Raw genomic sequence first — 24,102 nt, forward strand, 5'->3', positions numbered from 1 at the left:
TCTGCTATGAGGTACATTAATGACGGTTTTTAACGATAGCTAGAATAGCTCAAAGCGCCACCGAGTCTATTGTTTGTTCTCCCTATCCCCCCATCTCCCCATCCCCTCATCACAGCGCAAAGCGCTGTATGTGCTACAGATGATTAACACGGGGAGACGAAGATTGATGTATCGCCTGATTTTTGAAGTTTCATTGTTCATTGATATTACTCCACAATTGCTCCTTTATCGCGCAAATGTTGCTTCAGGGCTGAGGACAATTTTGGATTATCCTTAAAATAGGCTTGATTGACATGAGCTTTATCAATATTTGCCTGTTTTAAGAGCGTTCCCGTCAACTGGGCTTCCTCTAAATTAACATCAGTTAAATCCGAATTTGATAAATCCGCATTCGATAAATTGGCACGGGATAAATTGGCGCGTTGCAAATACGCCCCAGATAAATTTGCCTCTTCCAAATTGGCATCACTCAGATCGGCACGGGGTAAAACCGTGCGTAAATCTGCCCCTTGCAAATTAGCGTACTGTAAATTAGCATCGCGCAAATTGGCATTACTTAAAATTGCTTTTTCCAGGTTGGCATGGCTTAACTGAGCATGGGATAAATCCGCTAAACTCAAATCTGCACTGCTCAAATTTACCTTGGTTAAATCTGCTCCAGCTAAATTAGCATAATGAAAATTTACCTCAGCTAAATTGGCTCCAGCAAAATCAGACAAGGGATTTAAACCTACTTGTTGGGCAATGTCTAACATATCTTGGTTTTGGGTTTGCCGTAATTGGTTGGCGATCGCCCATTGCTCCTGCAAACAGCGCTGTGCTTCTTCCCAATTTTGCATCACTTGATACACTTGACGCAGATTGAGTAACGCCTGTCCTTGCCGTCCTAAATTGCCCCATTTCCGAGTCAGTAGTAACGCTTGTTGATAAGAGTTCAGTGCTTGGGGAAAATCTGGCAAACGACTATAAGCATTACCCAAATTATTCAGGGCATTCTGTTGTCCTGGGCGATCGCCAATTTCTTGCGCTAAACTCAAATGCTGTTTATAGTAGGCGATCGCCTCTTCAAGATCCCCTAAAGCCTCACTTACAGCCCCCAAATTCCCTAAAGCCGCCCCTTGGTGATGGAGATTCCTCTCGGTATGGTAGAGCGATAATGCTTGCTCCCACAGGGTTTTTGCCCCCGGCAAATTCCCCCCTTGATACTCCTGAATTCCCTGCTTAAATAGCACGTCAGCATCCTGAGACATATGATAATCAGAATAAACTCAATCAAATTGACAATAATCAGATCGAAGACCTGGTTTTATTACTGTAGACAACTCCGATGAAAAAACTACTGATTACGGGCGCAAGTGGCTTTTTAGGTTGGAATCTCTGCCAAGTTGCTCAATCTCATTGGCAGGTTTATGGCACATATCACACCCATGCCCTCAGCTTACCCCAGATTCGCCTCACTGCCCTGAATCTCCTCGATTTCACAGCCTTAGAGCACCTGTTTAGCAACATTCAACCGGATGCCGTTATCCATACCGCTGCTCAATCAAGTCCCAATTATTGCCAAACCCATCCCCAAGAAACCGACGAAATTAATATTCGCGTTGCTATAGAAATTGCCCAACTCAGCGCCCAACGCCATATTCCCTGCGTATTTACCTCCACCGATCTTGTCTTTGATGGCACTGCTGCCCCCTACGGAGAAGCCGATCGCCCTTCCCCCATCAACCATTATGGACAGCAAAAAGTGAACGCAGAACAGGCAATGCGCCAGAAATATCCTCAGGTTACCATTTGCCGGATGCCCCTGATGTTTGGCGCAGCGCCTGCTCATGGTAGCAGTTTTATCCAACCCTTTATTAGAGTATTGAGATCCCATCAACCTCTCGCCCTCTTCACCGACGAATGGCGCACCCCTGTCAGCGCCACCACTGCCGCCCAAGGACTCCTTCTCGCCCTCAACCATCCAGGGGAACTATTTCACCTGGGAGGAAAAGAGCGCATTTCCCGCTATCAATTTGGGCAACTGATGGCAGAATCTCTACACTTACCCACGAAATTCATCCAACCCACCCGCCAACAGGATGTGCCCATGGCAGCTCCCCGCCCCCAAGATGTTTCCCTAGACAGCTCTAAAGCCTTTTCCCTGGGCTACAATCCCCCTTCCTTGCAGACACAATTACAGGCGCTCCAGGGGCAAGTTTAGAGGTTGAGAAACTCCTCTAATACTAGAGAGGCGATGTTTCTATTTCGGGTTTAGTATTGAGACTTTCAAAGCTGAACCATAAGCTTACTTTCTCATGAGACTGCTTGCAGAAGTCAGGAAATAGGAACCCGATTTCTGCCACATTGCCCTCTTCTCCCACAGTTTCCATAGAAATCTAGTTTATTGCCATCTTCCCCGATCCAAACCCAGCAATGGCGCTAAACTATCAACAGGGTTAATCATGAGGAAAAAATCATGGCAAAGTCAATTATTCAGCTTGTCGATGAGCTGCCCGAAGATAACATTACTGTCAAAGTTTTAAAAGCTCTCGATTTTGTCGCGCCGGGAGAATGGAATAATGCGATCGGATTTGATCTTACCATCACCCATTTTACCGGAGAAACTGACCCAAAAATCATTCAACGTATTCGCGATCGCGCCGCTGCTCTCTATCTCGATCCCGCCCAAGGCTATCAAGGGGCAGTCCAACTCTATCAGGCCATTGATAAAGCCGATGTCGCCATGGGCACAGTTGCCTTAGCCAATAAGGTGAGTGAAAAGTTAAGTTTTCTGTCTTTTCTGGGCAACCTTACCCCCAAAGCCGAGACAACCCAAACCATTGATTTATTACTCAAGATTGTCGTCGAAGTGATTGCTTTTTGCAAACTCAATGGCATTCCCCAACCTAATCCCCAACTCTTTGCTAATTCTCTGGCTAAAAACTATCACAATGCTGGCTTAATCCGCATGGTTGCCTTAGTGTGTATTGATGGACTGTTACCCTTGGGGCCAAATTTCTTAACCAAAATCCATGTGATTATTCAAGGTATTAATCCGGGGAACATTGCCGGTAACCCTTTATTTTCGGGCATTAAAGACCAGATACCGGGCGAGACAACCGGCGATCGCCTTGGATTTGTACATCAATGTTTTAGCGCGATCGAAGGTTGGATGAATCAGTTGATTGCCAAAACTGGACTTACTCCAGAAGGCATTTTCAATCATTTGGGTAACTTTATTCAAATGGCGGATGATAATCTGGATTTTGTCGCTGCTTTTTTAGATCAAACCACCAATTACTACGAGCATACGGGTATCCAAACTGTTGCCCAGTGCTTGGTCTTAGAAGCCTATGAATCGCTACAAGCAGAAGGAGAAGTGCTGCGTAATAACGATCTAGACAATGAGGATCTCCGTGGCGAAGGAGAAATCGAGTTTTCCATCGGAGATATGGTTGAAGTTTGGGATAAAAAAGAAGAAGATTGGTATGAAGCAACCATCCGCAAATTTAAAGTCAAAAAAGATAAACCTCGGTACTATGTTCATTATGTTGGCTCTGGGTCATCCGAGGATGAATGGATCAAAGAAAAGAATGTTCGCACTGGTAATTTTGAAGAGGCTGATGATAATGGGTATGCCGTCGGTCAAAAGGTCAAAGTCTGGGATGACGATGAAGAAGAATGGTATACCGCCAGAATTCAAAAAATCGACGGCGCTCAATATCGAGTACATTATCTCGATGAAGATGACTTGAACGATGAATGGGTGAACTTAGACGAAATCTGTTAAGCAAAGGGTAAAACGCAGTTTTCTCTATTTCCTATTCCCTATTACCAGCGAAGCGCTATATTATGTCTACTCCAAACGCCTAAGTCAGTTATAGTGCTGGTTAAGGGTGAATCGAAGCCCATCCCTCTTGCCGGTTGCCTACTCAACCCAACCTGACAATTCTGGTCAATCTTCTGTATTCTGAAAGGAAGCAACGTTATTATAATTTTTGTAAACAAACTCTAATCCCAATCCTTCCATGAGTAACAGCCCTCTCCATGCCTTCTTTGTCGGTCGTGCCCTATCCGAGGCGATCGCCGAAGAAGTAGAATACACCCTAACTCATGCCCTCAGCAACTTCGGTAAAGCTGACGCAGAACAACAAGAACGGCTCAAAAACTTCCCGCAAATGGTCTTAGATCGAGCCACAGCCGCAGAATCAGCCGCCCGGACGGGAAACCCCTCTCCCGCTTCCCCAGTTGCCAATCCTCCAGCGCGCGATCTCCAAGAAACGCTTGATGATTTGCGGGCTGAAATTGCCCAACTGCGCTCTGAACTGCAAAAATATCGCTCCCGTTCCACCTAAACCTCAATCCCAGACTTTCCTTAACCCAATCCATTCATGACCCACTGATGACCTCTGTATCTGCGCTCTCCGACGTATCCAACGATCCATCAGCTCTTTCCCCCTCCAGTAGCCTGGAACAAGGCTATAGCAGTAAATCCTATCGCTGGAATCGTCCCAAATATTCCCGAAACCGCCGTTTTGTCGATATCTGGAGTTTCTTCTGGCTCTTCCTAGGATCTGCGTGGCTCAATGGTAAAGCCTGGAGTTACCGAGGCGGTATGACCGAGGAAAAAATCCAAAAAAGACGGCGACAGCAAGCGATTTGGATTCGGGATACCTTCCTAGATCTAGGGCCTACCTTTATTAAACTCGGCCAACTCTTCTCCACCCGTGCGGACCTATTTCCCATCGAATATGTAGAAGAACTCTCCAAACTCCAAGATCGCGTACCTGCCTTTAGCTATGAAAAAGCGGAAAGCATTATCAAGGAAGACCTAGGAAAGTCCGTTCAAGACCTCTATAGCAATTTTGACCCCATTCCCATGGCGGCGGCTAGTTTAGGCCAGGTTCACCGGGCCCAACTCCATAGCGGTGAAGAAGTCGTGGTGAAAGTCCAACGACCCGGTCTCAGGCAATTATTTACCATTGATTTAGAGATTCTCAAAGGCATTGCCCACTATTTCCAAAATCATCCTGACTGGGGAAAGGGACGGGACTGGCTCGGCATCTATGAGGAATGTTGCCGCATTTTATGGGAAGAAATTGATTATCTCAATGAAGGGCGCAATGCAGATACCTTTCGGCGCAACTTCCGCCAAGAAAATTGGGTGAAAGTGCCCAGAGTCTATTGGCGCTATACCTCTCCCCGTGTCTTAACTCTTGAATATGCTCCAGGGATCAAAATCAGTCAGTACGATGCCCTAGAAGCAGCCGGATTAGACCGTAAAAATTTGGCTCATTTGGGGGCAAAAGCCTATTTAATGCAAATTCTCTACAGCGGGTTTTTCCATGCTGACCCTCATCCAGGGAATATTGCCGTCAGTGCTGAAGGGGCGCTGATTTTTTATGATTTTGGCATGATGGGCCAAATTCAAGCAGTAACCCGTGAAAAACTTTTAGATACCTTTTTTGGGATTGCCCAGAAAGATGGCAATCGAGTGATGAATTCGTTGATTGCGTTGGGCGCACTGGCTCCCACAGGAGATATGGGGCCGGTGAGGCGATCGATTCAATACATGTTGGATCATTTTATGGATCAACCTTTTGAAACTCAGTCTGTGAGTGAAATTAGTGACGATCTTTATGAGATTGCCTACGATCAACCGTTCCGGTTTCCGGCAACGTTTACGTTTGTGATGCGTGCTTTTTCTACCTTAGAAGGGGTAGGGAAAGGTCTTGACCCAGACTTTAGTTTTATGGAAGTAGCGAAACCCTTTGCAACAGAGCTTATGAATAGTGGAAATGGATCGGCCGGAAATAATTTGTTGGGGGAACTCAGTCGCCAAGCCACTCAGATGAGTAATACGGCTTTGGGGTTGCCCCGTCGTTTAGAGGATGCTTTGGATAAGTTGGAGCAGGGGGATATCCGGGTGCGGGTCAGAGCGACAGAGAGCGATCGCATCCTTAGACGGATCAGTAGTATGAGTTTGGTGAACACCTATGGTATCCTAATTAGCGGCTTGACTATTGCTGCGGCAATTTTGGTTAGTGCTGATAAACTAGGGTTGGCCGTAGTCGTCGCTGTATTGGCGATCGCTTTAGCGGTTATGTTGTTCCGTCTGATGCGGCGAATTAATCGTTTTGATCGAATGCCTTAGTCCTAAAGTTACCGACCAGAGGTTACAATTAGACCGCCAGAGGTTACAATTAGAGGGGAGAAATCTCTTCATAGCCATCCCTTAGTTACTGTTTTGGTCAGAAAACTTATGAAACGCATCTTCACGGGTCTAACTGATACGGGGCTAGTCCGTTCTGTAAACCAAGATGCCTTCTATTATGACCCGGAAGGTCGATTTTTTATTGTTGCTGATGGTATGGGTGGCCATGCTGGTGGAGAAGAAGCCAGTAAGTTAGCCACCAAAACCATTGAAGAGTATTTATTAGTCCATTGGGACTCGGAGAAGTCTTCCGGTGAGTTATTGAAGGCAGCTCTATTGAAAGCCAATGATGCAATTGTTGAAGACCAGCGCCAATATCCTGAACGCTCCGATATGGGAACCACAGCAGTAGTGGTCTTATTCCGTCAATCTCAAGATCAGAACGTGGAAGAATCTTGGGTGGCTCACATTGGTGACTCTCGTCTCTATCGACTGCGCGGCCATAATCTGGATCAGATGACTGTCGATCATACTTGGGTTGCTAAGGCGATGGCTTCTGGAGTCCTCGATCAAGAACAGGGACGTACCCATCCCTGGAGGCATGTGTTATCCCAATGCTTGGGACGCGAAGATACCCAAGATGAGGATATTGATGTAGATTTGATCGAGTTACAAGGAGGCGATCGCCTCTTGCTCTGTAGCGACGGTTTAACCGAAGAACTCCCCGACGGAACCATCGCTTCTACCCTCAAATCGATTCGAGCCTGTAAGTCTGCTGGAGAGAAATTAATCCAATTGGCTAAGGAAAAAGGGGGACGAGACAATATCACGGTGATTATTGTTGCCATGGACAGTGACTAGGCAGTGAATGGAAAGTAGGCAACAGCCAATAGGCAATAGGCAGTAGGCAGTAGGCAGTAGGCAATTTCCCCGTATCTCCCCACTTCCATCCCAACATCTCTAGACAAAAAACTAGAGATTTGTTCGTCATGAGCATTTTTAGCTTTGTAAACTTGCTAAAACATCCCCAAGAAAAGCCAATGTGGTCAATCTGTCAAACATTTGTTATATTTTGTAATATTACTAGACGTGCTTAAGTATGAGGAAATGGGACGGATAGGAAATAGCTCAAACATCTTTAGAGACCAGTGTCTCCATGCTATTACCCATGACCCACGACCCATAACCAACCTACGTCGCACTATTCTCAGTCCTACTGAACCCAAATGGAGGAGTCTTCGATGAACGAACCCATGCAACTCACCCTAGAACAAGAATTTAATCTTCGATCTTTCCAAACCCAAGTCGAAAAAATGAGTCGCGAGCAAGCGCAAGAATTCCTCGTCAAGCTGTATGAACAAATGATGTTACGAGAAACTATGTATCAGCAATTTATCAAACACGAGTGGGGTTTAGATTAAATTAAGGACACCTTATCGTATCTATTGAGAACTAGAAGCTCAAGATTTGTTTGCTTGTGGGTCTAACTTCCACTTGAGAGTGTTAGGGTAAGGGAAGATTCACACCTCGGTATTACACTTACCCCTTATGTTCAAGCGTGCTTTAATCTCCACCGATTTATCCGATGGATTATACCGTCTAGTCAATTCAGTTCCCGCTCTAGCTCAAAGTGGTTTAGAGCAAATTGTATTTAACCATTGTGTAGCCTTAGAAGGAATAATTCCCAAAGCAGATAATGAAAAGATTGAATGGGCAAAATCTCGCTTATCTGTCCTGCGCCCGAATATCCCCGATAGCTTAGAAGTCAAGGGTGAAGTCGTTCCTTCAGTGAAACCCCATGAAACCATTCTAGATGTAGCCAAAAAACATCATTCCGATGTGATTATCATGGGAGCGAATATCCATACCTTCATGGATGAACAAGTTTTTGGCAGTACCAGTCGGAGTTTAGCCGAACATACGGAGATTCCGATCATGGTTTTACGACCCCAACTGATTTCCACCTATACGTCTGAAGAATTAAACCTGCGGTGTCGTTATCTATTTCGATATTTAATGCTCACCTATGATGGCAGTCCCAGCGCCCAATACTTGTTAAAACGAGTTAAAGATTATGCCCAAAACCGGCCGGCTAACTCCTTAGAAAAAGTACTGCTTGTTTGGGTTGTTGAAGAAGGCAGTCGCCGAGAATATAAAGATGTCAATTATGAATTAGAAAAAGCGAACACTGAACTCCAGAAAGTGAAGGAAGACTTATCAAATCTCGATTTAGAGGTCGAAATTGAAGTGCGTCAAGGGGAAATCATTCCCCAGATTTTTGAGTCTGCCTTGATGCATGATATTAGTGCGATCGCGGTTTCGTCGAGTCGCAAAAACAAGATTCTAGAATGGTCTTCACCGAGTATCAGTAACAAAATCTTGCGGCGCAGTTGGCATCCAATTCTTTACTTCTCTCCTAGTCACTAGACTTCAAAACCACAATTTAGCCCTCCTAACTTAATGAGTTCCTTGCTATATTACTAAAAAGAAGAATCCGGGACTCCAGCTTCCAATTTCATCAGAATTTGGGGTTGGAGTTTTTCAAATTCTTTTTGCAGAAGTTCTTTACTACGAGTGGGTTGACCTCCCGCAATAGAATCACTACCTGTAGCCCAATCTTGTAGCCTTTTCCGTTGCGAAAGGTTAACATTAATGCTGATGACATCTGCACAACGGCCAGGTTCCTCTAAGGGAAAAAACAATAAGCAGTAACGCCCCGTATGTGCTAATAGATTAGCTAAACGCTTACCCTTATTGCTTTTGAGATCCATATAATACCTCAACCATCTTGGCCCCTGTTTAGGATCGTACAAAACAGTAAGCCACAAAATCATCGGATGGGGAGAAACAGAATACAAAAAGTTCTTATAGGTTTTATTATACAATCGGCTAATTTGTCGTTGTTCAATTTCCTGTTTCTTAAGCATTGCCCACAATGTCACCACAGATTCCTTGGTCTGGGTTTGCAAGACTTGCGGAAAGACAATTTGAGCTAGGGGCTTGCCTTTGGGCCAAGTTTGTTCCCAACAGACCATATCAATGGCAGGTGTTGCCTCAATCACTTGTAGTTTTCCAGGGGCTTTTGTTGGGCTTGATCCTGGAGAAACTTCGGTTGGAGGGGTTGTTTTTACAGAGGGGGGAGCATTAATGGAAGCCGAGGAAGATTTTTTTTGAGCGGGTTCAGAAGCAGGCGAGGCTTTCCTGCCGTTTTCCGCAGGATTTGGGGAGGCATGGAGATTTTTCTCTAACTGCTCTAGGGTTTTAACAATATCTCCTGCACTTTGGGGCCGTTCTTTAGGCTTTTTGGCTAAACATCGGAAGATTAAGTGTTTTATCTCTGAAGGGAGTTTGAGGTAAGGAGCAACAGATTCAAAGGAGCGAGGGGTTTGAAAGTGATGTGTTTTATACCAAGCCCCAAAGGTATGAGTTTCCGCTGTCAAGGGCATATGACTGGTGAGCATTTGGAACATCATCACCCCTAAACTGTAGAGGTCGGAACTGCTGGTGAGTTCTTTGCCTTCCATTTGTTCCGGGGAAGAATAGGCTAAAGTCCCCATAAAACAGTTGGTTTGTCCGGCGGTCTCTTCTTGGAGAAGTTTGGCAATCCCAAAATCGAGAACTTTTACCAGTTCTCCAAAACTGGAATCTTGGGTTACGAGGATGTTGCTGGGTTTGATGTCTCGATGGACAATGGGGACGGTTTTACCATCTTTTTGAATGCCTTCATGGGCACATTGTAAGCCGAGAGAAATTTGTCGGGCGAGACTTAAGAAGCGCTCTAGGTTAATAGTGTCTTCTCGGATCACATCGCTGAGGCTGTCTCCTTGAAGATATTCCATGACGTAAAAGGGGATGTCGTCAGCTACCCCATAGTCCATGACACGGACAATGTGGAGGCTATGTTGTCCGAGGAGGGCGCAAGTGGTGGCTTCTCGCTCGAAGCGATCGCGCATTTTTTTATTCAGTAGGGCTTGAGAGAGAAATTTAACCGCGACCAATACTCCGCCGACTCTCGCATCTTTGGCCAGGTAGACTTTCCCCATTGCTCCCTTACCAAGTAGTTCGACAAGCTCATAGCGATTAAATAGAATGCGGCCAATATTGGGGTCACTCATTAGATGTTACACCAGAATACTGGAATCAACTGGAATTCTTCCTATCGTTAATGACGGTATGGGGTAAGGAGAGCAAATGCACCTAATCCAAATTCTGCTAGTCCTCTTGCGTTTTACCGTCCGATCCAAACTATGAACGACTAGATCAGATAGAGGCTATCCATTCTAGAGGATGGTTTGGATATTTAATTGTAAGGGTTTCCATGATCAGTACAGTTGATCATTATCCTTTCATTGTAGCTTGAACAGAGCAGGGGTTTACGCACTTTAGCTTTCTGTTTGCCTCTCTAGGCGAGCTTCCATAGCACTGGTTAAGTAATGTCCTGCCATCACTGCGCTAGAGAGATGATAGGTGTCGTAGTCAATGCGATAGAGAGTTTCAAAACTACTGCGACGTTCCTTATCTCCAAGAACCCAATAGCGCTGAATGATGGAGTCTGGAGCCACCCAACCTTCTCCTTCGGCTTTTTTTCCGAGGAGACTGTGTTGGAGAACGAAGGTATATCGGCGTTCTCCACTGTCGAGACGGCCTTTATATTGAAAGGATATGGGGTCGCGATCGCCGTTGCTAAAGGTCAGTTTCATGACCATGGTAAACCAGTTATCGGCTGTCCACCGTACTAAGCTTGCTCCTCGGATGGCGATCGGTAGACCATCTTTCTCTAGCCAGTTTCCTTCCAGAGTCCAGCGTCCAGGTTCCATTAAGAATGTATGAGCCACTTCGATCGCCTCTAAATTCTTGTCTCAGATTGTTTCGAGTCTTAAGCAACCGTGCTTAATGATCTAGTTAGCGATCATAACATTGTTGTCCGATGGGTTCCAACTGGGTGTAGGTGTCCCAAAATCTGACTAGAGTTGGCCCCTGTGACTTGGGGAAGATTACCCGGAATACCGAGATGATACCAATAGCCTAAGACGGCAAAGGCGATCGCTTCTTTAAATTCGGCATTTAAGCCCATCTCTTCCGTCGTCAGAACTTGAATGGGGCTTAGGTGGTGCTGAATACGCTCTTTGAGGTACAGATTACGACTGCCGCCCCCACACAGTAGCACGCGATCGGGCATCTGAGGTAGAAATTGGTGATAGTTTTGCTTAACGGAAACGGCGGTAAATTCCGTGAGGGTGGCCAGGATATCGGCATCAGAGAGAGCGTAAGCTTGTATTTCTTGCCAACAGCGCTGCCAGAATTCCCACCCAAAATATTCCCTTCCCGTAGATTTGGGAGGAAGTTGCTGAAAATAGGGGTCTTGCATCCATTGGTCTACTAAGGGTTGGCAGGGGGTTCCACTGGCTGCCCAAGCACCATTGAGATCGCAGTGTTGAGTGCCATGAGTTAACTGCTCGACGGCTAGATCCAGCAGGCTATTTCCTGGGCCGGTATCCCATCCCCGGACTCGATCGAGATGCTGATGACTGTTGACCGGAAGATACGTTAGATTGCCAATGCCACCTAGATTTTGGATACATTGGCTTTGGGTGGGATGGCTGAGAAGGCAGGCATCTATGGGGGGAACAAGGGGAGCACCCTGTCCACCTGCCGCGATATCCGCTTGGCGAAAATTACTGATGGTGGGGATACGGGTATTGTAGGCGATCGCCTCTCCACGTCCGAGTTGCAGGCTATAACCGAGTTGTCCATTGGGGGGACGGTGAAAGACGGTTTGCCCATGGGAGGCAATCCGTTGAGCTGGAGGATGACCCTGTTGTACCTTGAGAGCTGCTTGGCTAAAGGCTTGTGCTATTTTGTCATCCACAGCAGCAAGTTGGGGAAGGGAGAGAGATGTGCCAGCGGCGATCGCTAAAATTTCCCTCTGCAACTCCTCCGGATAAGCATAGGTTTCCCCAGCGATTAAATCCACCTTTAACTCATATCCCTCTCCAGAAATCTCCACCAGCGCCGCATCAATTCCATCTGCTGATGTTCCACTAATCAAGCCAATAATATACATCCTTTGACAACCTTTTTTCTGCTAGATCGGTAACCGATTAATCGCCTTATTATCCCCAATTAACACCATTGAATCCCCTTTTTCCATTCGTTGATTAGGTTTGGGGTTCACCTCCAACTTATTTCCTTGATGGTTAATGGCAATCATCGTTAACCCATACTCATTCCTTAAATCTAACTCTAACAGGGTTTTACCTGCAAATTCTTCCGGAACCAACAATTCCACCATACTATTGTCTGGATCGAGTTCTACCCGCTCTAAAATATTGGGTTTAGTCAGGGAAATTGCTAAATTACAACCCATCTCATCTTCTGGAAACACCACCCAATCTGCTCCCACCTTATTCAGCAGTTTCTCATGAATTTTAGAAGAGGCCTTAGCGACCACGAATTTCACCCCAGCCTCTTTCAAGTTTAAGGTAGCAATTACACTTTCTTCCACATAATTGCCGATACTCACAATCACTGTATCAAACTCAAACACACCCGCTTGTTTGAGAGCCATGGGATCGGTGGCATCCAAGGCCAAAACATGGGTGGCAATCTGACTATTAATCACTTGATTCACTTGCTGTTCGCTCGAATCAATCCCCATAACTTCATAGCCCATATTATACAGGGTTGCAGAAACTGCTCGCCCAAACCGTCCTAACCCAATTACCGCAAACTGTTGATTATTTTGACGCAGGCGACGAAACCACCCGAAAGACTCTTTTTTCACCAAACCATCTCCCGTGAGTTAAGATAGACTCCAATTAATTTTAAGCCCGATTGCTCCCCACACCACACCTCGTATAGGTAGAGAACGTGGAACAGGGAAAAGAGTGAAGGCCATTAATACACAAGACACTGACCCTGTACCCTATAACAGCGCAAAGCTCTGTATCCCTCTTTGTCACTCTCAGAGATCGAGATCGCTTACCTTGTCTACAACTCTAGGATTCTGAAAAGCTTTAGCCTATCGGAGAATGAAAGAGGAGGGATATTACTTCTAGAAGCTAGTCATCCAATTAATAAATCTTCTTCAGAATAACGAATCACCTTGGGCTTGGTATTTTGATAAAATGAAGCCATGAGTAATAAAATACCCACTCTACCGATATACATAATCAAGATAATCACTAGCTTAGAAAATTGAGACAAACTATCCGTAATCCCCGTGGATAAGCCGACGGTGCTAAAGGCGGAAACGACCTCAAAAAAGATGGCTAAAAATTCAATTTCTCCAGAACCAATACTGACTAAAACTGTGCCGCAAATGATCACAAACAGAGACGCAATAATTACTCCTACGGCCTTAATGAGTAAAAGATTGGGAATTTGGCGTTTATAACATAGGACTTCCTCTCGCTCTTGCAATGCGGCTCTGGTCGCACTGAGCAAAATTCTAAAGGTTGTGGTTTTAATTCCTCCCCCAGTACTGCCTGGACTAGCGCCAATGAACATTAAGGGAATGGTAATAAATAAGGAGGTGGTGGTCATTTGACCAATATCAATGCTATTAAATCCAGCCGTTCTCGTTGTCACGGATTGGAACCAAGCCGCTAAACATTTTTGCCATAAATTCAAAGATTCTAAGGTTGCTGGATTAGAAAATTCGGTCTGCAAAAATGCCAAAAAACCAATAACAAAAAGGGCGATATTGGTGCTAGTAACAATCTTAAAATGGAGAGAAAAAGTAAATCCTTGATTGCGCTTAATCACACGCCGATAGAACCAAGTGTAGAGTTCCATGATCACTTGATAGCCAATGCCCCCAATGATAATTAGGGCAGTAACGATCGCCACTAACGAGGTGGAAGTAGCGTAGGAGGAGAGGCTATCACTAAACAAGCTAAATCCGGCATTGTTGAAGGCGCTAATGCTGTGGAAAATGGCTAACCATAATCCTTGAGCATTGCCATAATCAGCTTGAAAGACCCGGATTAATAAGAAAATTCCGGTAATCTCAAAAATTAAGGTCATGCCAATAATCGATCGCACCAACTGACCCACTCCTTCCATACCTTGGGTATCCAGGGATTGTTGAATAGCGAGTTTATCTCTCAATCCTAATTGCCGTCCCAATAGGAGCAGTAAAAAGGTGGTGGCAGTCATGTAGCCTAAACCACCGACTTGAAAGAGTAAGCATAGGAACAACTGCCCCCAAAAGGAATAGAATTGACCGACATCGACGATGGATAATCCCGTGACGCAGACGGAGGAGGTGGCGGTAAATAGGGCCTTCATGCCATAATCCAGGGGCCCGTTAATAGTGGCAAATCCTTCTGGGGTAATGGCAAACGGTAACATTAACAATACTGTACCGATCGCAATGACGGCTAAGAAACCCAGACAAATGGTACGCGCAACACTCATGGGTTGTAGCGCTTTGCGCTAGGGAATAGGGAATATTTCCCTGCTTTTTTAAGGGGGGTTCGGGGGATCGAAATGTACTTCATCAAGCAAGGAAAGGGGAGTGAAGGAAGTTGTCTCTGGCACGTTCAATCTTTTCTACTTTACCGCGATTCATGACCATGATGCGATCGCTCATCAACTTGACGACACTTTTCATCGACGGCCCGATCGCCCCCTAACCCTGCACCAGATCCACTTTATCGGTCTGCACCAGGTCTTCCACTGAAAGATTGCCCAGACTAAGCCAGCAGAGAGAAAGCTGACGAGAACAGCGATAATAAAGGGATGGAGGCGATCGCCATGATTGGGTTGCAAGGGCGAAGTCCAAGGGTAGTCAAAGATAAGCGCTGAGGTGGACGCAACGATCGCCCCAACCGCGATCGCGCTACCAAAGGTTTGGATTTGATGCTCTAGGTTGCGATCGCTTTCTGCTTGGTCAATTTCCACTAAACCGCGAATGGTATTAATTGCCGTATCTAAGAGTCGTTCCCCTTGCTGGAGATAAACCAAATCAGCGGCAATTTGCCGTTGGAAGCGTTGAAAGGTGCGATTGGGGCGATCGCGCCAAATACTTAGATCGCCGTTACAATTATTCTCCATCCGCCGGAGCGTATCGAGATAATTCTCTTGATTGATGGCGATCGTATTTTGAAACGTTTCCATACTGCGAATTCGCTGAGAATAGCGCAAAGACAAGTCTAATAAATTTTTGATTACCTCTTTCAAGTTCTTTAAATCTACTGGTGATAAATCTGCTGGAACAGTAGTAGCAATCTTCTTATAAAACTTCTTAATCGTTTTTTGGATTTTTTTAATGTCTTTCTGGGCTTGTTTATATTCTTTGCGGCTATCCAGAAAGTTCTGCTGATTTTTATGATCGTATAAAAATAGTTCTGCTAAATCCCACTGAATTTGCTTGAGCTTGTTGGTTGTCTCTTCCTCAAAAATTAATAAAATCAGAATCTTTCCATAGGGATGCCGCCAAAAAATCGTTTTATACTCGTAGATACAGCCCCCTAAAAATTCTCCACAGTGGTAAAATGGAGGGAGTTGTTCTAAGGAGTCAAGTTGCAGAAATTGCTTTAATATCTCATCCGCGATCGATTTTAAGCTCTCCGCTTTTTCAGGAGGTTCTTGGTCAATAAAACCACTCAAGAAAAGGGTACTGCCCCAAAATGCTTGGCTGAGAAATTCCCCGGTTTTATTCGGTTGACCTGAATACGTGCCAGAGAAAAATTCCTCTGGGGGTTTGACTTGCCGTAAGTGGGAGAAAAAAGTTTTGTTATTTTCTGGTTCTTGGGGACAAAATAGCGTCAGAGAAAAACCATAGGTATCATTCAGGAACTGAGGATAAAGAAATCCCTTATATTTTGGCGATAAGCGAATCCGGGCAATACCTCTGCTTTTGGAATCGGCGATTAAATCAAAATTGGCTAATTCAGAATCGATAAGATCCTGGAAATCGCCACGAAAATTGAGAATAACTGGCTGGCGATCCTCGGTGAGTATCTGATAAGAGTGTAATAGACCTTGATAGTAAGAAGTAACCGAGGAAATATCAAGATTTCGTTCGCTAAAATTTGTGAGATGGAGGGTTTTTAAGTGATAACTGAATAAGCGGATATTCAGGGCACTAATTGAGTAATTGCTTGCATTCATAGTCATGACAACGCTAATTTCATAGCTCGTCATAATCTATGGCTGTCCCTTTTCCCGTAGCGCGTTCTTGTTTCGCTTGTCGTGCGGCTGCAACTAAGGCTGATTGAGTGCAACGAAAGGACTCATCCCACCGTTGTTCATCCTGTAAATCGGCAATATACTCGCGCACATGAGCGACGATTTGCTGTTGGATTTCATCGGGTAAAGGTTCTACCATCTCTACTAAATCTTTGATGGCTAATGACATGATATGCTCCTATTAGGGTTTAGGTTGATGATTTAGAGGGTTTCTTATCTGAATTTTGCCTATCTTTAATCGCAGAACGCAAAGTTGTATTCGTAATTGGCTGGTCTGACTCGGAGCGCCGAGGTGGGGTCTCATTATCTTTGAGAGGGTCAATTCTCACCTTCTGTAAAGCGGTTTTGACCAACTCATAATCATGGTCATCGAGCCAATCTATAATCGCCTCTTCAATGTCTTCGTAATCCTCATCGCCAAGGGGAGCTAGTTTTCCATCCAGTTCTGCCCAAGTGTCCTGGATACAATCGCTAAACATGGAGGGTTCTTGCTGCAAAAGGTTCAGGAATTTAGCGACTCGTGCTTTGCTGGTGTCACTAGGATTGGTCAAAGTCATGATCCTGCTCTTAATGTATGGTTTGTTTATTGTGGGGTGGGATGTCCCGACTGTCCATATTTTCCACTGACGGTGAAAGCGGCCCAATAGCGGGCAGGAGCAAAAGGACGCTTTTTATTGAATAGTTTCAGCTCTCGTTGACATTGTTTTAGCGTTTTATCATCTAATTTTAGGTCATCCTTTAACCAGGTTAAAACGGCATCGCGGGAAATGGTGCGTAACCAGTCTTGAGCCGCTTGCAATGCCATTACCACGGAAGTGTAGCGGGGCAGTTCCTGATAGAGGCGAATCATCAGCAGGGCGGCGGAAAATTCCTCGGCTTCCCAGAGACTGGCGACGACTGTGCGGGTTCCGGCATAGAAAAAGGCGCTGGCTAACCCTACATAGTCATCGGTTGAAGGGGTTTCTACGAGGCCGGTTTTGCACGCAGAGAGGATGAGCAGGCGACAGTTGGGGATATTGAGACGGGCGAAAATGTCCTGAAAGGTGAGTTTTTCCCGGTTGGCAAGGCGCAGATAGGAGTTGAGGGGAGCGGCTTGATTAAATTGGCCGTGACAGGAGAAGTGAATATAGCGGCTTTGTTGTAAGAAGGCTTGGTTATCGGGTTGGTTGAAGTTGGCTTTGGTGGCTTTGTCGTGGCTGAGAACCTGTTGGGGCTTGAATTGGGAGCGCAAGACTTCTACCTCGAACTCGGCAAAGGTGAGGTCTTCGGTGGGATTTTGCAGGGCAAAGAAGGAAGAGGAGGGTTCTTCTAGGGGGGGACGTTGATGGAGGATGTTGAGGAATTGGCAACTGGGAGCGTATTGGATGGGGAAGGAGTCTTGCAGGGTGTTGCCCTCTTTCCCAGGGAGGGGTAAGGCGTGGAGGGGAATGAGGTGCAGTTCGCGATGGGGAACGAGAATGAGCCGTTGGCAGTGTTGGAGGTGGGTGAGTAAATTGGGGAGATGTAAGGCGGGGCTGAGGGTTTGCAGCCGTTGGTCGAGTTGGTCGTACCAGGTGGGTTTGCCGTAGTCGCTGCGGTAGTTGGTGATGGCTTGGTCGAGTTGTTGGCGGTTGGTGAAGTGGTGGGGGATGATTTGGAAGTTGTCCTCTGCTGTGGGAATGATCAGGAAGGCGTAGAAGCCGAGGTCGGGGTTGTTGGGGAGATACCACTCGATGAGGGCGGTTTGGGAGTCGAGGAGTTGGCAGAAGTTGGGCAGTTGGGTGGGGGGTTTTTGGGTGAGGGTGAAGGTGGAGTCGCCAATTTCTTCGAGGAGGTTTTGGAAGTCCTGGTTAGCGGCTTCAATTTGTTGGCGGATGGTTGCGGGGGAGAGGGGGTTGGTGCTGTTGTCGCTGCTGGTGAAGGCGAGTTGTTGTTGGTAGAGGGCGAGGCGACTGCGGAGGTCGCTAATCTGTTGTTTTTGGCTGTCGGTGGCGTTTTTGGGGTAGAGGTTGGCGCTGTCAAGAAGTTCGGTGAGGGTGCGAGATTTGCTGCGTTCGACGGTGAGCAGGGCTTGGGCGTAGTCTTGCTGGTGAATGCACGCTTGTACCATTTTTTCGTAGATATCGAGGGAGTTGGCAATGAGTTCCCGTTTGGTTTTTTCGGAGGTTGCCCAGTAGCGGCTTTGTTCGATGGCGCGGATGGTATTATCGTAGCCATAGATGGCGTTTTCCCAGTCTTGGCGGTTGTAGCCAAGGTTGCCGAGATTGCGTCCAGTTTGCAGACAGTCGAGGGGCAGCGCTTCTGGGGTACGGACTTCTAAGCTCTCTCGATAACAGCGAATCGCCCGCTCGATGTTCTCCCCACGCTCTCCCCGCAGGCGATCGCTATAAGCATTTCCCAAGTTATTTTGGGTCATTGCCCATTTTTCAGCATAGGCGCTGGGAGTATACACTTGCAGAGCGGCTTCATAGCAGGCAATCGCCTTCTCCAGGTTCTCGGCCCGCTCTCTCCGCAGGTATTGAGAGTAGGCATTTCCCAAGTTATTTTGGGTCATTGCCCAATCTTGGGCATAGGCACTGCGGGTTCTCACTTCTAAAGCGGCTTGATAACAGGCGATCGCCCACTCGATGTTCTCCCCGCGCTCTCCCCGCAGGCCCCAAGTTATTTTGGGTCAGTGCCCAATCAACTTGAGAGTGTTCGCGAGTAAAGACTTGAAAGTTCATCTCTAGACAAGCGATGGCAATTTCGATATTGTTGGCTCTGCTGCCATGGCGAAAGCTAGAGATAATCAGATCAAAGTTACAGAGATTCTTAGCAATGGCTTCCCTATCCGTATAAGTTGCTGTTTCCAGGGTTTCTGTCGCCCAAGTTTTCAAGGTTTGGGCAAAGGTTAAGTCTAATTTCTCTAAGTTCTGTTGCAAGAGGGGATGAACTACTGCCGCATCTCCGTTGCTCTCTGCTGTTGCTTGCAACACTTCCCCTAAAAACTGCAAATACTCTTGCTTTGTGGCATTCCCTTGAGGTTCACCCTCTCCAGAGGCTTGACCTTGGAAAATGCCGCCACCCGTTGCACCAGATTTCGCAGAAACTTCATAGTTTAACCCTCCTCCTGCATCTGTTGCGCTATCCGTCCGCAGACTTGCACAAACTCCCGATCGAGCAACTCGCGGTTATCATTGAGCCGTTGCCCTTCCTCACCACTGGGACAGGTGAGCAGTTCTTGAATCAGGTTCAGGTAGGCAGCGATGCGTTCTTCGTTCATGGCGATGAGGGGGGCTATGGTTTGAGTGTAGCGCAATCGGCGATCGCCAGGTTCTAGAAACCGGGTTTCTCGCAGATCTTTGGTTGGTGTCCGCAGGTTGGGCAGAAACCCGGTTTCTTTTCGGGAGGCGATCGTGTTTATGAAACTTATCTGCGAATCGGCGATCGCACTTCTTAATTCACCGGAGTCGTTTGGTCTTTTTGCAAAAGGAAATCAAGGTATTCTTCTAGTTGTTTTTGTCGCTGTTCTGAGAGATTACGAAATTTACTTAAAATAGCTTCTTCTCTTAAATAGTCACTCAGGAGCATAATCTGTGATGCCCTCACTTCAATGGTGATTGCAGGAACATCAAACCCTTCTAAACTATACCCATCCTCTTGGGACTCTGGCATAGGATAATGTTCAACAATGGTGGCAGTATCGCCTTGTTTTAGCTGATATTGGGGCAAGTCTTCAGTGAGAGCAACTTGGGAAAATAAAGGATGTTGAGTTTTCATTAATTTTCTCCTTTATCGGGAACTAGGGTTACAAATCGGGTTCCATGATTATCGGTATAGAGTCTTCTGGTAAGAAAACCATACTTATGTCGGTATTTTCCATACTAACCTACACCCAAACCTGTATATTTGCGTAGATTGGGGGGTTGGAATCCTAAAACAATATCCTCTTTAACCACGCCCTTGTCTAATAATTCCTCGGTTAAAGAGCAGTCAGTTTGATTGCGCTGAATCCAGATTTTTCCAGAACGAATTTCTAAGTGAATCAGACAATTATAGATTCTCCGCTGCCCATTCCAACCAAAATCAACCAACAGATAGCGATCGTATTTTAGATCGAATACTGTTGTCGATTCAATCACTCCACCCAAGATATTGTCAGCGACATATCCCGTTAATAAATCTTGAACAATTTGACGATATTTATCTAGTTTATCCATTGTAGAATTATCTCCTCTTCTGGTTCATAGATAATTAACTTTAGATCGTATCTTTGAATAGATAATTTCGGCAAATCTCGCCAGAAGAATGAATCATAAACTACCGAAGGAATGGCTAAATAAAGCGTTCGTTCTGGTTCAACCTCCTCTAACACTAAACGGTAATTTAAGAATTGACCTAACGCCAAATGAAAATCTATAGTCGATTCAGTTAACAGTGAGACATAATTGTAGGGGCGAACGGCCGTTCGCCCCTACAGATACCGACGTTATAGATAAATGCTAGTGTCGAATTGACTATAACATCGCTGAGTCGTTCAAAAAACTTTTAATCTCGACGGCAATTTTTTCTCCGCTTCGCTCTGCTCCGATGGTCGGTTACGCTCCCAGATCGATTTCCAGGCGATCGTATTTTCCTAATTCTAACCGTAATGGATCGTGAGTAATTTCCCATTCCTGTTTTTCTAATCCTCGCCTAACAGCATAGTGAAATTTATCCCTTGCCATTTAATCCTCTCTGCTCAATGAATGCGATCGCTTGATGTTGTTGTTCGGGGGGGATTTCTCGGATGTTGGAGATCGCCATTTCTAGGGTGAGCATAATCAGAGTATTTTCAGGAAAGTGGAGTTAACGAGGCTGTCTTTGGCGCTGTTCAATGTCCTCTAGGCTTCCGGTGGGAATGGCCGCAATCAGTTGGCGGGTGTAGTCTTGGGTGGGATGGTTGTAAATCTGCTCGGAGAAGCCAATTTCTTCTACTTTACCGCGATTCATGACCATGATGCGATCGCTCATAAACTTGACCACACTTAAATCATGGGAAATGAAAATATAGGTCAGCTTAAACTCTTCTTGCAGCTCTTTCAATAGGTTCAAAACCTGAGCTTGAACCGATACATCCAACGCAGACACGGACTCATCACAAATAATAAACTTAGGATTGAGAGCCAGAGCGCGGGCAATACAGACCCGTTGGCGCTGTCCTCCAGAAAACTCGTGGGGATAGCGACCCATCCAACTCGGATCGAGACCGACTCTTTCTAAAAGATAACGTACGCGATCGCGCCAGCGAAACGGAGTTTTATCGCGTCGTTCAGTCTTAGATTCTAACTCCTTATGAATCACCAACGGTTCCATCACTGCATCCCCGATGGACATTCTCGGATCTAAAGAACTATAGGGGTCTTGAAACACAATCTGCATCTGTCGGCGAAAATAGCGCAAAGCCTTGACACTCAAGGATTGTAGTTGTTCGCCTTCAAAGGCAATCATGCCACCCATGGAGGGAACCAACTGGAGGAGCGTCCGCGCTAAGGTGGTTTTACCACAGCCTGATTCTCCCACCAATCCTAATGTTTCCCCCGGATACACCTCAAAAGATACTCCATTCACGGCCATGGTGTAGCGCTGGGTTTGTCCCCAAATCCCTTTACTGGGAAAACCCACCTTCAGATCTTTCACCACCATCAGCGGAGATTGTTCATAGAGATTTTCTAGACGCTGTTGGACTTCCTGGGGATGAACTTCAGTAGTTTTTGTTGCCATCACCGTGGAATCTTGTTCCAGAAAATCTGCGACTGTGGGCAAATATTTCAAGTGTAAATCCGGCCGGGGGCGACAGGCTAACAGGCCTTGGGTGTAGGGATGTTGGGGACGGGAAAAAATATCAAGAACGGAGCCAGATTCCACTATTTTTCCTTGATACATGACCACGACGCTATCCGCAATTTCCGCAATCACGCCCAAGTCGTGAGTAATAAAAATCAGGGACATGCCCCTAGCTTTTTGCAAATCGCGCAACAGATTGAGGATGGTCGCTTGCACGGTCACATCTAAGGCTGTGGTGGGTTCATCAGCAATCAGGAGGGTAGGATTGCAAGAAATGGCCATGGCAATCATGACCCTTTGCAGTTGGCCGCCAGAGAGTTCATGGGGATAGCGATCGAGGATGGCTTGTTTTTGACGATTGATCGAAGATTGCTGTTGGCGATCGCTCGTTACTTCCGGAAATTCCTGTGAGATCTGTTGTTGTAAAATTTCATCCTTCGGTAGTAATTGCACCTCTTGCAATAGGGCGATCGCCTGTCGTCTCGCTTCTGAAGGGGAAATTGATTGATGAAATCGTAGCGCTTCAACTAACTGAAATCCAATGGTATATACCGGATTTAAGGAACTCATCGGTTCCTGAAAAATCATCGAGATTTGACTGCCTCGATACTGTTGCATCTGTTTTGGGGAAAGATCGCGTAAATTCAGGCGATCCTGTTCAGGGGGATGAAACCAAATTTCTCCACTGGCTATATTTCCTGGAGGTTGAGGAACCAGATCCATAATGGCTAGGGAAGTCACCGATTTTCCCGAGCCAGATTCTCCCACAATGCCTAGGGTTTGACCTCGTTCCACCGAGAAAGTTATCCGATCAACCGCTTGAATCACTTTCTCATCCGTTTGGAATTGAACAGTGAGGTTACAAACATCTAATACCGAGTCATTCATGGAGATGGGGCTGCAATTAGGGTGATTTTCCAGTAAAGCCGTAAACTTACTGATAAATACGGGCATTTTATCAAAATCCCTAGGGATTAGCTGGGATTAATGGCCCGTTGATTGGCTGCGATCGCTTCTGCATAGCGACCTAATTTTTGCAGAGCGACCCCTTTGTTAATCCAAGCATCCTGAAAATCTGGTTGCAGATCGGTGACTTGGTTCCAACTCTCTAGAGCATCTTCCCATCGATTTAAGGCGGCTAAGACAATACCTCGATGAAACCAGGCTTGTACATCATCAGCTTGCAGTGCCAGGGTTTGGTCAAAACAAGTAAGCGCCTCTTCAAACCGATTGAGTTTGACCCCTAAAACAATGCCTTTATTATGCCAAGTTTCGAGATCTTTTGGATTGAGTTCTATTGCTCTGTCCCAATTGGCGATCGCTTGTTCATAGTCTTCGAGATCAAAGAATACATTACCGCGATTGGCCCAAGCTAGATCGGCATCCGGGTTTAATTCTAGGGCATGGTCATAGGCTAAAATTGCCTCTTGATGTTTGCCCAGGTTCATTAGTGCATTTCCGCGATTAATGGCAGCGCGATAATGATTAGGGTAAAGTTCCAGAGTGCGATCGAAAGCTTCTAAGGCTTTTTGATCCTCTTCATCGAGTAATTGTTTACCGCGATCGAACCAAACTTGAGGATTATCCTCATCTAAAGAAATGGGTGGGTGTAACTGTTCGCCAATCTCTTTCGCCACTTCTCCCAATTGACCACAACCCACTTCCCCTAACCGGATCAGGCGCTGTGCCAATTTTTCATTGGGTTCTGAATTTTGGGTGACCTTCTGGCCAAAGCGTTTTAACCAGGCTATCCATTGATCTTCTGAATACTCCTGTTGTAGGTTTTCCCAGTCTTTGAGAACTTGACTTTTTCCTTGATAAATTCCCTCTAGAAAAGACATAAACCGCATTTCATAGTCGGTATCTGTTGGCCAAGTCGTCGCAGTATCCGCTGAGGAGCTAGAAGAGGAAGACCATAAACCCTTGAACCATTGCCAAAGTTGCTCCAACCAGCGCTGAATTTTTCTGAACATCTCCCCCTCCTC

Annotated in this window: 23 protein-coding genes and 1 pseudogene; 7 read left to right on the forward strand and 17 right to left on the reverse strand. The window is 45.9% G+C overall.

Translation table 11 applies throughout. The features are described from left to right. Positions 1-206: 206 nt before the first annotated feature. Complete coding sequence (locus J7529_RS22275) at positions 207-1,250, reverse strand: pentapeptide repeat-containing protein (RefSeq protein WP_318730800.1); 1,044 nt, start codon at positions 1,248-1,250, stop codon at positions 207-209. 77 nt (positions 1,251-1,327) lie between these two features. Here J7529_RS22275 and J7529_RS22280 point away from each other — a divergent pair, with 77 nt between their 5' ends. The 7 genes from J7529_RS22280 (at position 1,328) to J7529_RS22310 (ending at position 8,563) form a co-directional block, all read left to right on the forward strand. Continuing rightward, positions 1,328-2,203: an NAD(P)-dependent oxidoreductase gene (locus J7529_RS22280; RefSeq protein WP_318730801.1), complete on the forward strand. Its 876-nt coding sequence runs from the start codon at positions 1,328-1,330 to the stop codon at positions 2,201-2,203. 255 nt (positions 2,204-2,458) lie between these two features. Beyond that, the gene (locus J7529_RS22285) at positions 2,459-3,772 is read left to right on the forward strand and encodes a Tudor-knot domain-containing protein (RefSeq protein ID WP_318730802.1); all 1,314 of its coding nucleotides are present in this window, start codon (positions 2,459-2,461) and stop codon (positions 3,770-3,772) included. Positions 3,773-4,010: 238 nt separating this feature from the next. Further along, positions 4,011-4,337: a DUF6825 family protein gene (locus tag J7529_RS22290; protein WP_271944226.1), complete on the forward strand. Its 327-nt coding sequence runs from the start codon at positions 4,011-4,013 to the stop codon at positions 4,335-4,337. A 113-nt stretch (positions 4,338-4,450) separates the two neighbouring features. Further along, complete coding sequence (locus tag J7529_RS22295; protein ID WP_413038967.1) at positions 4,451-6,136, forward strand: ABC1 kinase family protein; 1,686 nt, start codon at positions 4,451-4,453, stop codon at positions 6,134-6,136. Positions 6,137-6,244: 108 nt separating this feature from the next. After that, positions 6,245-6,997: a PP2C family protein-serine/threonine phosphatase gene (locus J7529_RS22300; RefSeq protein ID WP_318730804.1), complete on the forward strand. Its 753-nt coding sequence runs from the start codon at positions 6,245-6,247 to the stop codon at positions 6,995-6,997. A gap of 380 nt (positions 6,998-7,377) precedes the next feature. Beyond that, on the forward strand, positions 7,378-7,557 hold the full coding sequence (locus J7529_RS22305; RefSeq protein WP_271944232.1) for an NblA/ycf18 family protein: 180 nt from the start codon (positions 7,378-7,380) through the stop codon (positions 7,555-7,557). A gap of 127 nt (positions 7,558-7,684) precedes the next feature. Beyond that, positions 7,685-8,563 carry a universal stress protein gene (locus tag J7529_RS22310; RefSeq protein ID WP_271944234.1) on the forward strand — a complete coding sequence of 293 codons (879 nt, stop codon included), beginning with the start codon at positions 7,685-7,687 and terminating at the stop codon, positions 8,561-8,563. A 53-nt stretch (positions 8,564-8,616) separates the two neighbouring features. Here the strand turns inward: J7529_RS22310 and J7529_RS22315 are convergent, their stop codons facing one another. The 16 genes and pseudogenes from J7529_RS22315 to J7529_RS22390 form a co-directional block, all read right to left on the reverse strand. Then, the gene (locus J7529_RS22315) at positions 8,617-10,251 is read right to left on the reverse strand and encodes a serine/threonine-protein kinase (RefSeq protein ID WP_318730805.1); all 1,635 of its coding nucleotides are present in this window, start codon (positions 10,249-10,251) and stop codon (positions 8,617-8,619) included. 267 nt (positions 10,252-10,518) lie between these two features. Next, the gene (locus tag J7529_RS22320; RefSeq protein ID WP_318730806.1) at positions 10,519-10,971 is read right to left on the reverse strand and encodes a hypothetical protein; all 453 of its coding nucleotides are present in this window, start codon (positions 10,969-10,971) and stop codon (positions 10,519-10,521) included. Positions 10,972-11,045: 74 nt separating this feature from the next. Then, positions 11,046-12,200: an anhydro-N-acetylmuramic acid kinase gene (locus J7529_RS22325; protein ID WP_318730807.1), complete on the reverse strand. Its 1,155-nt coding sequence runs from the start codon at positions 12,198-12,200 to the stop codon at positions 11,046-11,048. 21 nt (positions 12,201-12,221) lie between these two features. Beyond that, complete coding sequence (locus tag J7529_RS22330; RefSeq protein ID WP_271944242.1) at positions 12,222-12,920, reverse strand: potassium channel family protein; 699 nt, start codon at positions 12,918-12,920, stop codon at positions 12,222-12,224. Between the two features lie 281 nt (positions 12,921-13,201). Further along, on the reverse strand, positions 13,202-14,557 hold the full coding sequence (locus J7529_RS22335; protein ID WP_318730808.1) for a TrkH family potassium uptake protein: 1,356 nt from the start codon (positions 14,555-14,557) through the stop codon (positions 13,202-13,204). 192 nt (positions 14,558-14,749) lie between these two features. Continuing rightward, entirely contained in the window at positions 14,750-16,288 is a 1,539-nt protein-coding gene (locus J7529_RS22340; protein ID WP_318730809.1) for a hypothetical protein, read from the reverse strand. Beyond that, on the reverse strand, positions 16,275-16,502 hold the full coding sequence (locus J7529_RS22345) for a hypothetical protein (protein WP_318730810.1): 228 nt from the start codon (positions 16,500-16,502) through the stop codon (positions 16,275-16,277). Before J7529_RS22345 ends, J7529_RS22340 begins: the two co-directional genes overlap by 14 nt. 19 nt (positions 16,503-16,521) lie before the next feature. Then, complete coding sequence (locus tag J7529_RS22350; RefSeq protein WP_318730811.1) at positions 16,522-16,890, reverse strand: hypothetical protein; 369 nt, start codon at positions 16,888-16,890, stop codon at positions 16,522-16,524. Positions 16,891-16,916: 26 nt separating this feature from the next. Beyond that, positions 16,917-18,902 (reverse strand): CHAT domain-containing tetratricopeptide repeat protein, encoded by a 1,986-nt coding sequence (locus J7529_RS22355; RefSeq protein WP_318730812.1) that lies wholly within the window; start codon positions 18,900-18,902, stop codon positions 16,917-16,919. Next, positions 18,853-19,305 carry a hypothetical protein gene (locus J7529_RS22360; RefSeq protein WP_318730813.1) on the reverse strand — a complete coding sequence of 151 codons (453 nt, stop codon included), beginning with the start codon at positions 19,303-19,305 and terminating at the stop codon, positions 18,853-18,855. The genes J7529_RS22355 and J7529_RS22360 overlap by 50 nt, the downstream gene beginning before the upstream one ends. 104 nt (positions 19,306-19,409) lie before the next feature. Continuing rightward, entirely contained in the window at positions 19,410-19,574 is a 165-nt protein-coding gene (locus J7529_RS22365) for a hypothetical protein (protein WP_318730814.1), read from the reverse strand. 173 nt (positions 19,575-19,747) lie between these two features. After that, a complete protein-coding gene (locus J7529_RS22370; RefSeq protein ID WP_318730815.1) occupies positions 19,748-20,071 on the reverse strand; it encodes a DUF4926 domain-containing protein in 324 nt (107 codons plus the stop codon). 104 nt (positions 20,072-20,175) lie between these two features. After that, positions 20,176-20,511, reverse strand: coding sequence for a XisI protein (locus tag J7529_RS22375; protein ID WP_318730816.1), 336 nt, complete (start codon positions 20,509-20,511; stop codon positions 20,176-20,178). Then, positions 20,499-21,018 (reverse strand): annotated as a pseudogene (locus tag J7529_RS24890) (element excision factor XisH family protein). Before J7529_RS24890 ends, J7529_RS22375 begins: the two are co-directional and overlap by 13 nt. Positions 21,019-21,139: 121 nt before the next feature. Beyond that, positions 21,140-23,005: an ABC transporter ATP-binding protein gene (locus J7529_RS22385; protein ID WP_413038968.1), complete on the reverse strand. Its 1,866-nt coding sequence runs from the start codon at positions 23,003-23,005 to the stop codon at positions 21,140-21,142. A gap of 86 nt (positions 23,006-23,091) precedes the next feature. Then, positions 23,092-24,090 (reverse strand): tetratricopeptide repeat protein, encoded by a 999-nt coding sequence (locus tag J7529_RS22390; RefSeq protein WP_318730819.1) that lies wholly within the window; start codon positions 24,088-24,090, stop codon positions 23,092-23,094. Between the last annotated feature and the right edge of the window lie 12 nt (positions 24,091-24,102).

Origin of the sequence: Roseofilum sp. Guam (assembly GCF_017746735.1) — a bacterium.
Classification (GTDB): Bacteria; Cyanobacteriota; Cyanobacteriia; order Cyanobacteriales; family Desertifilaceae; genus Roseofilum; species Roseofilum reptotaenium.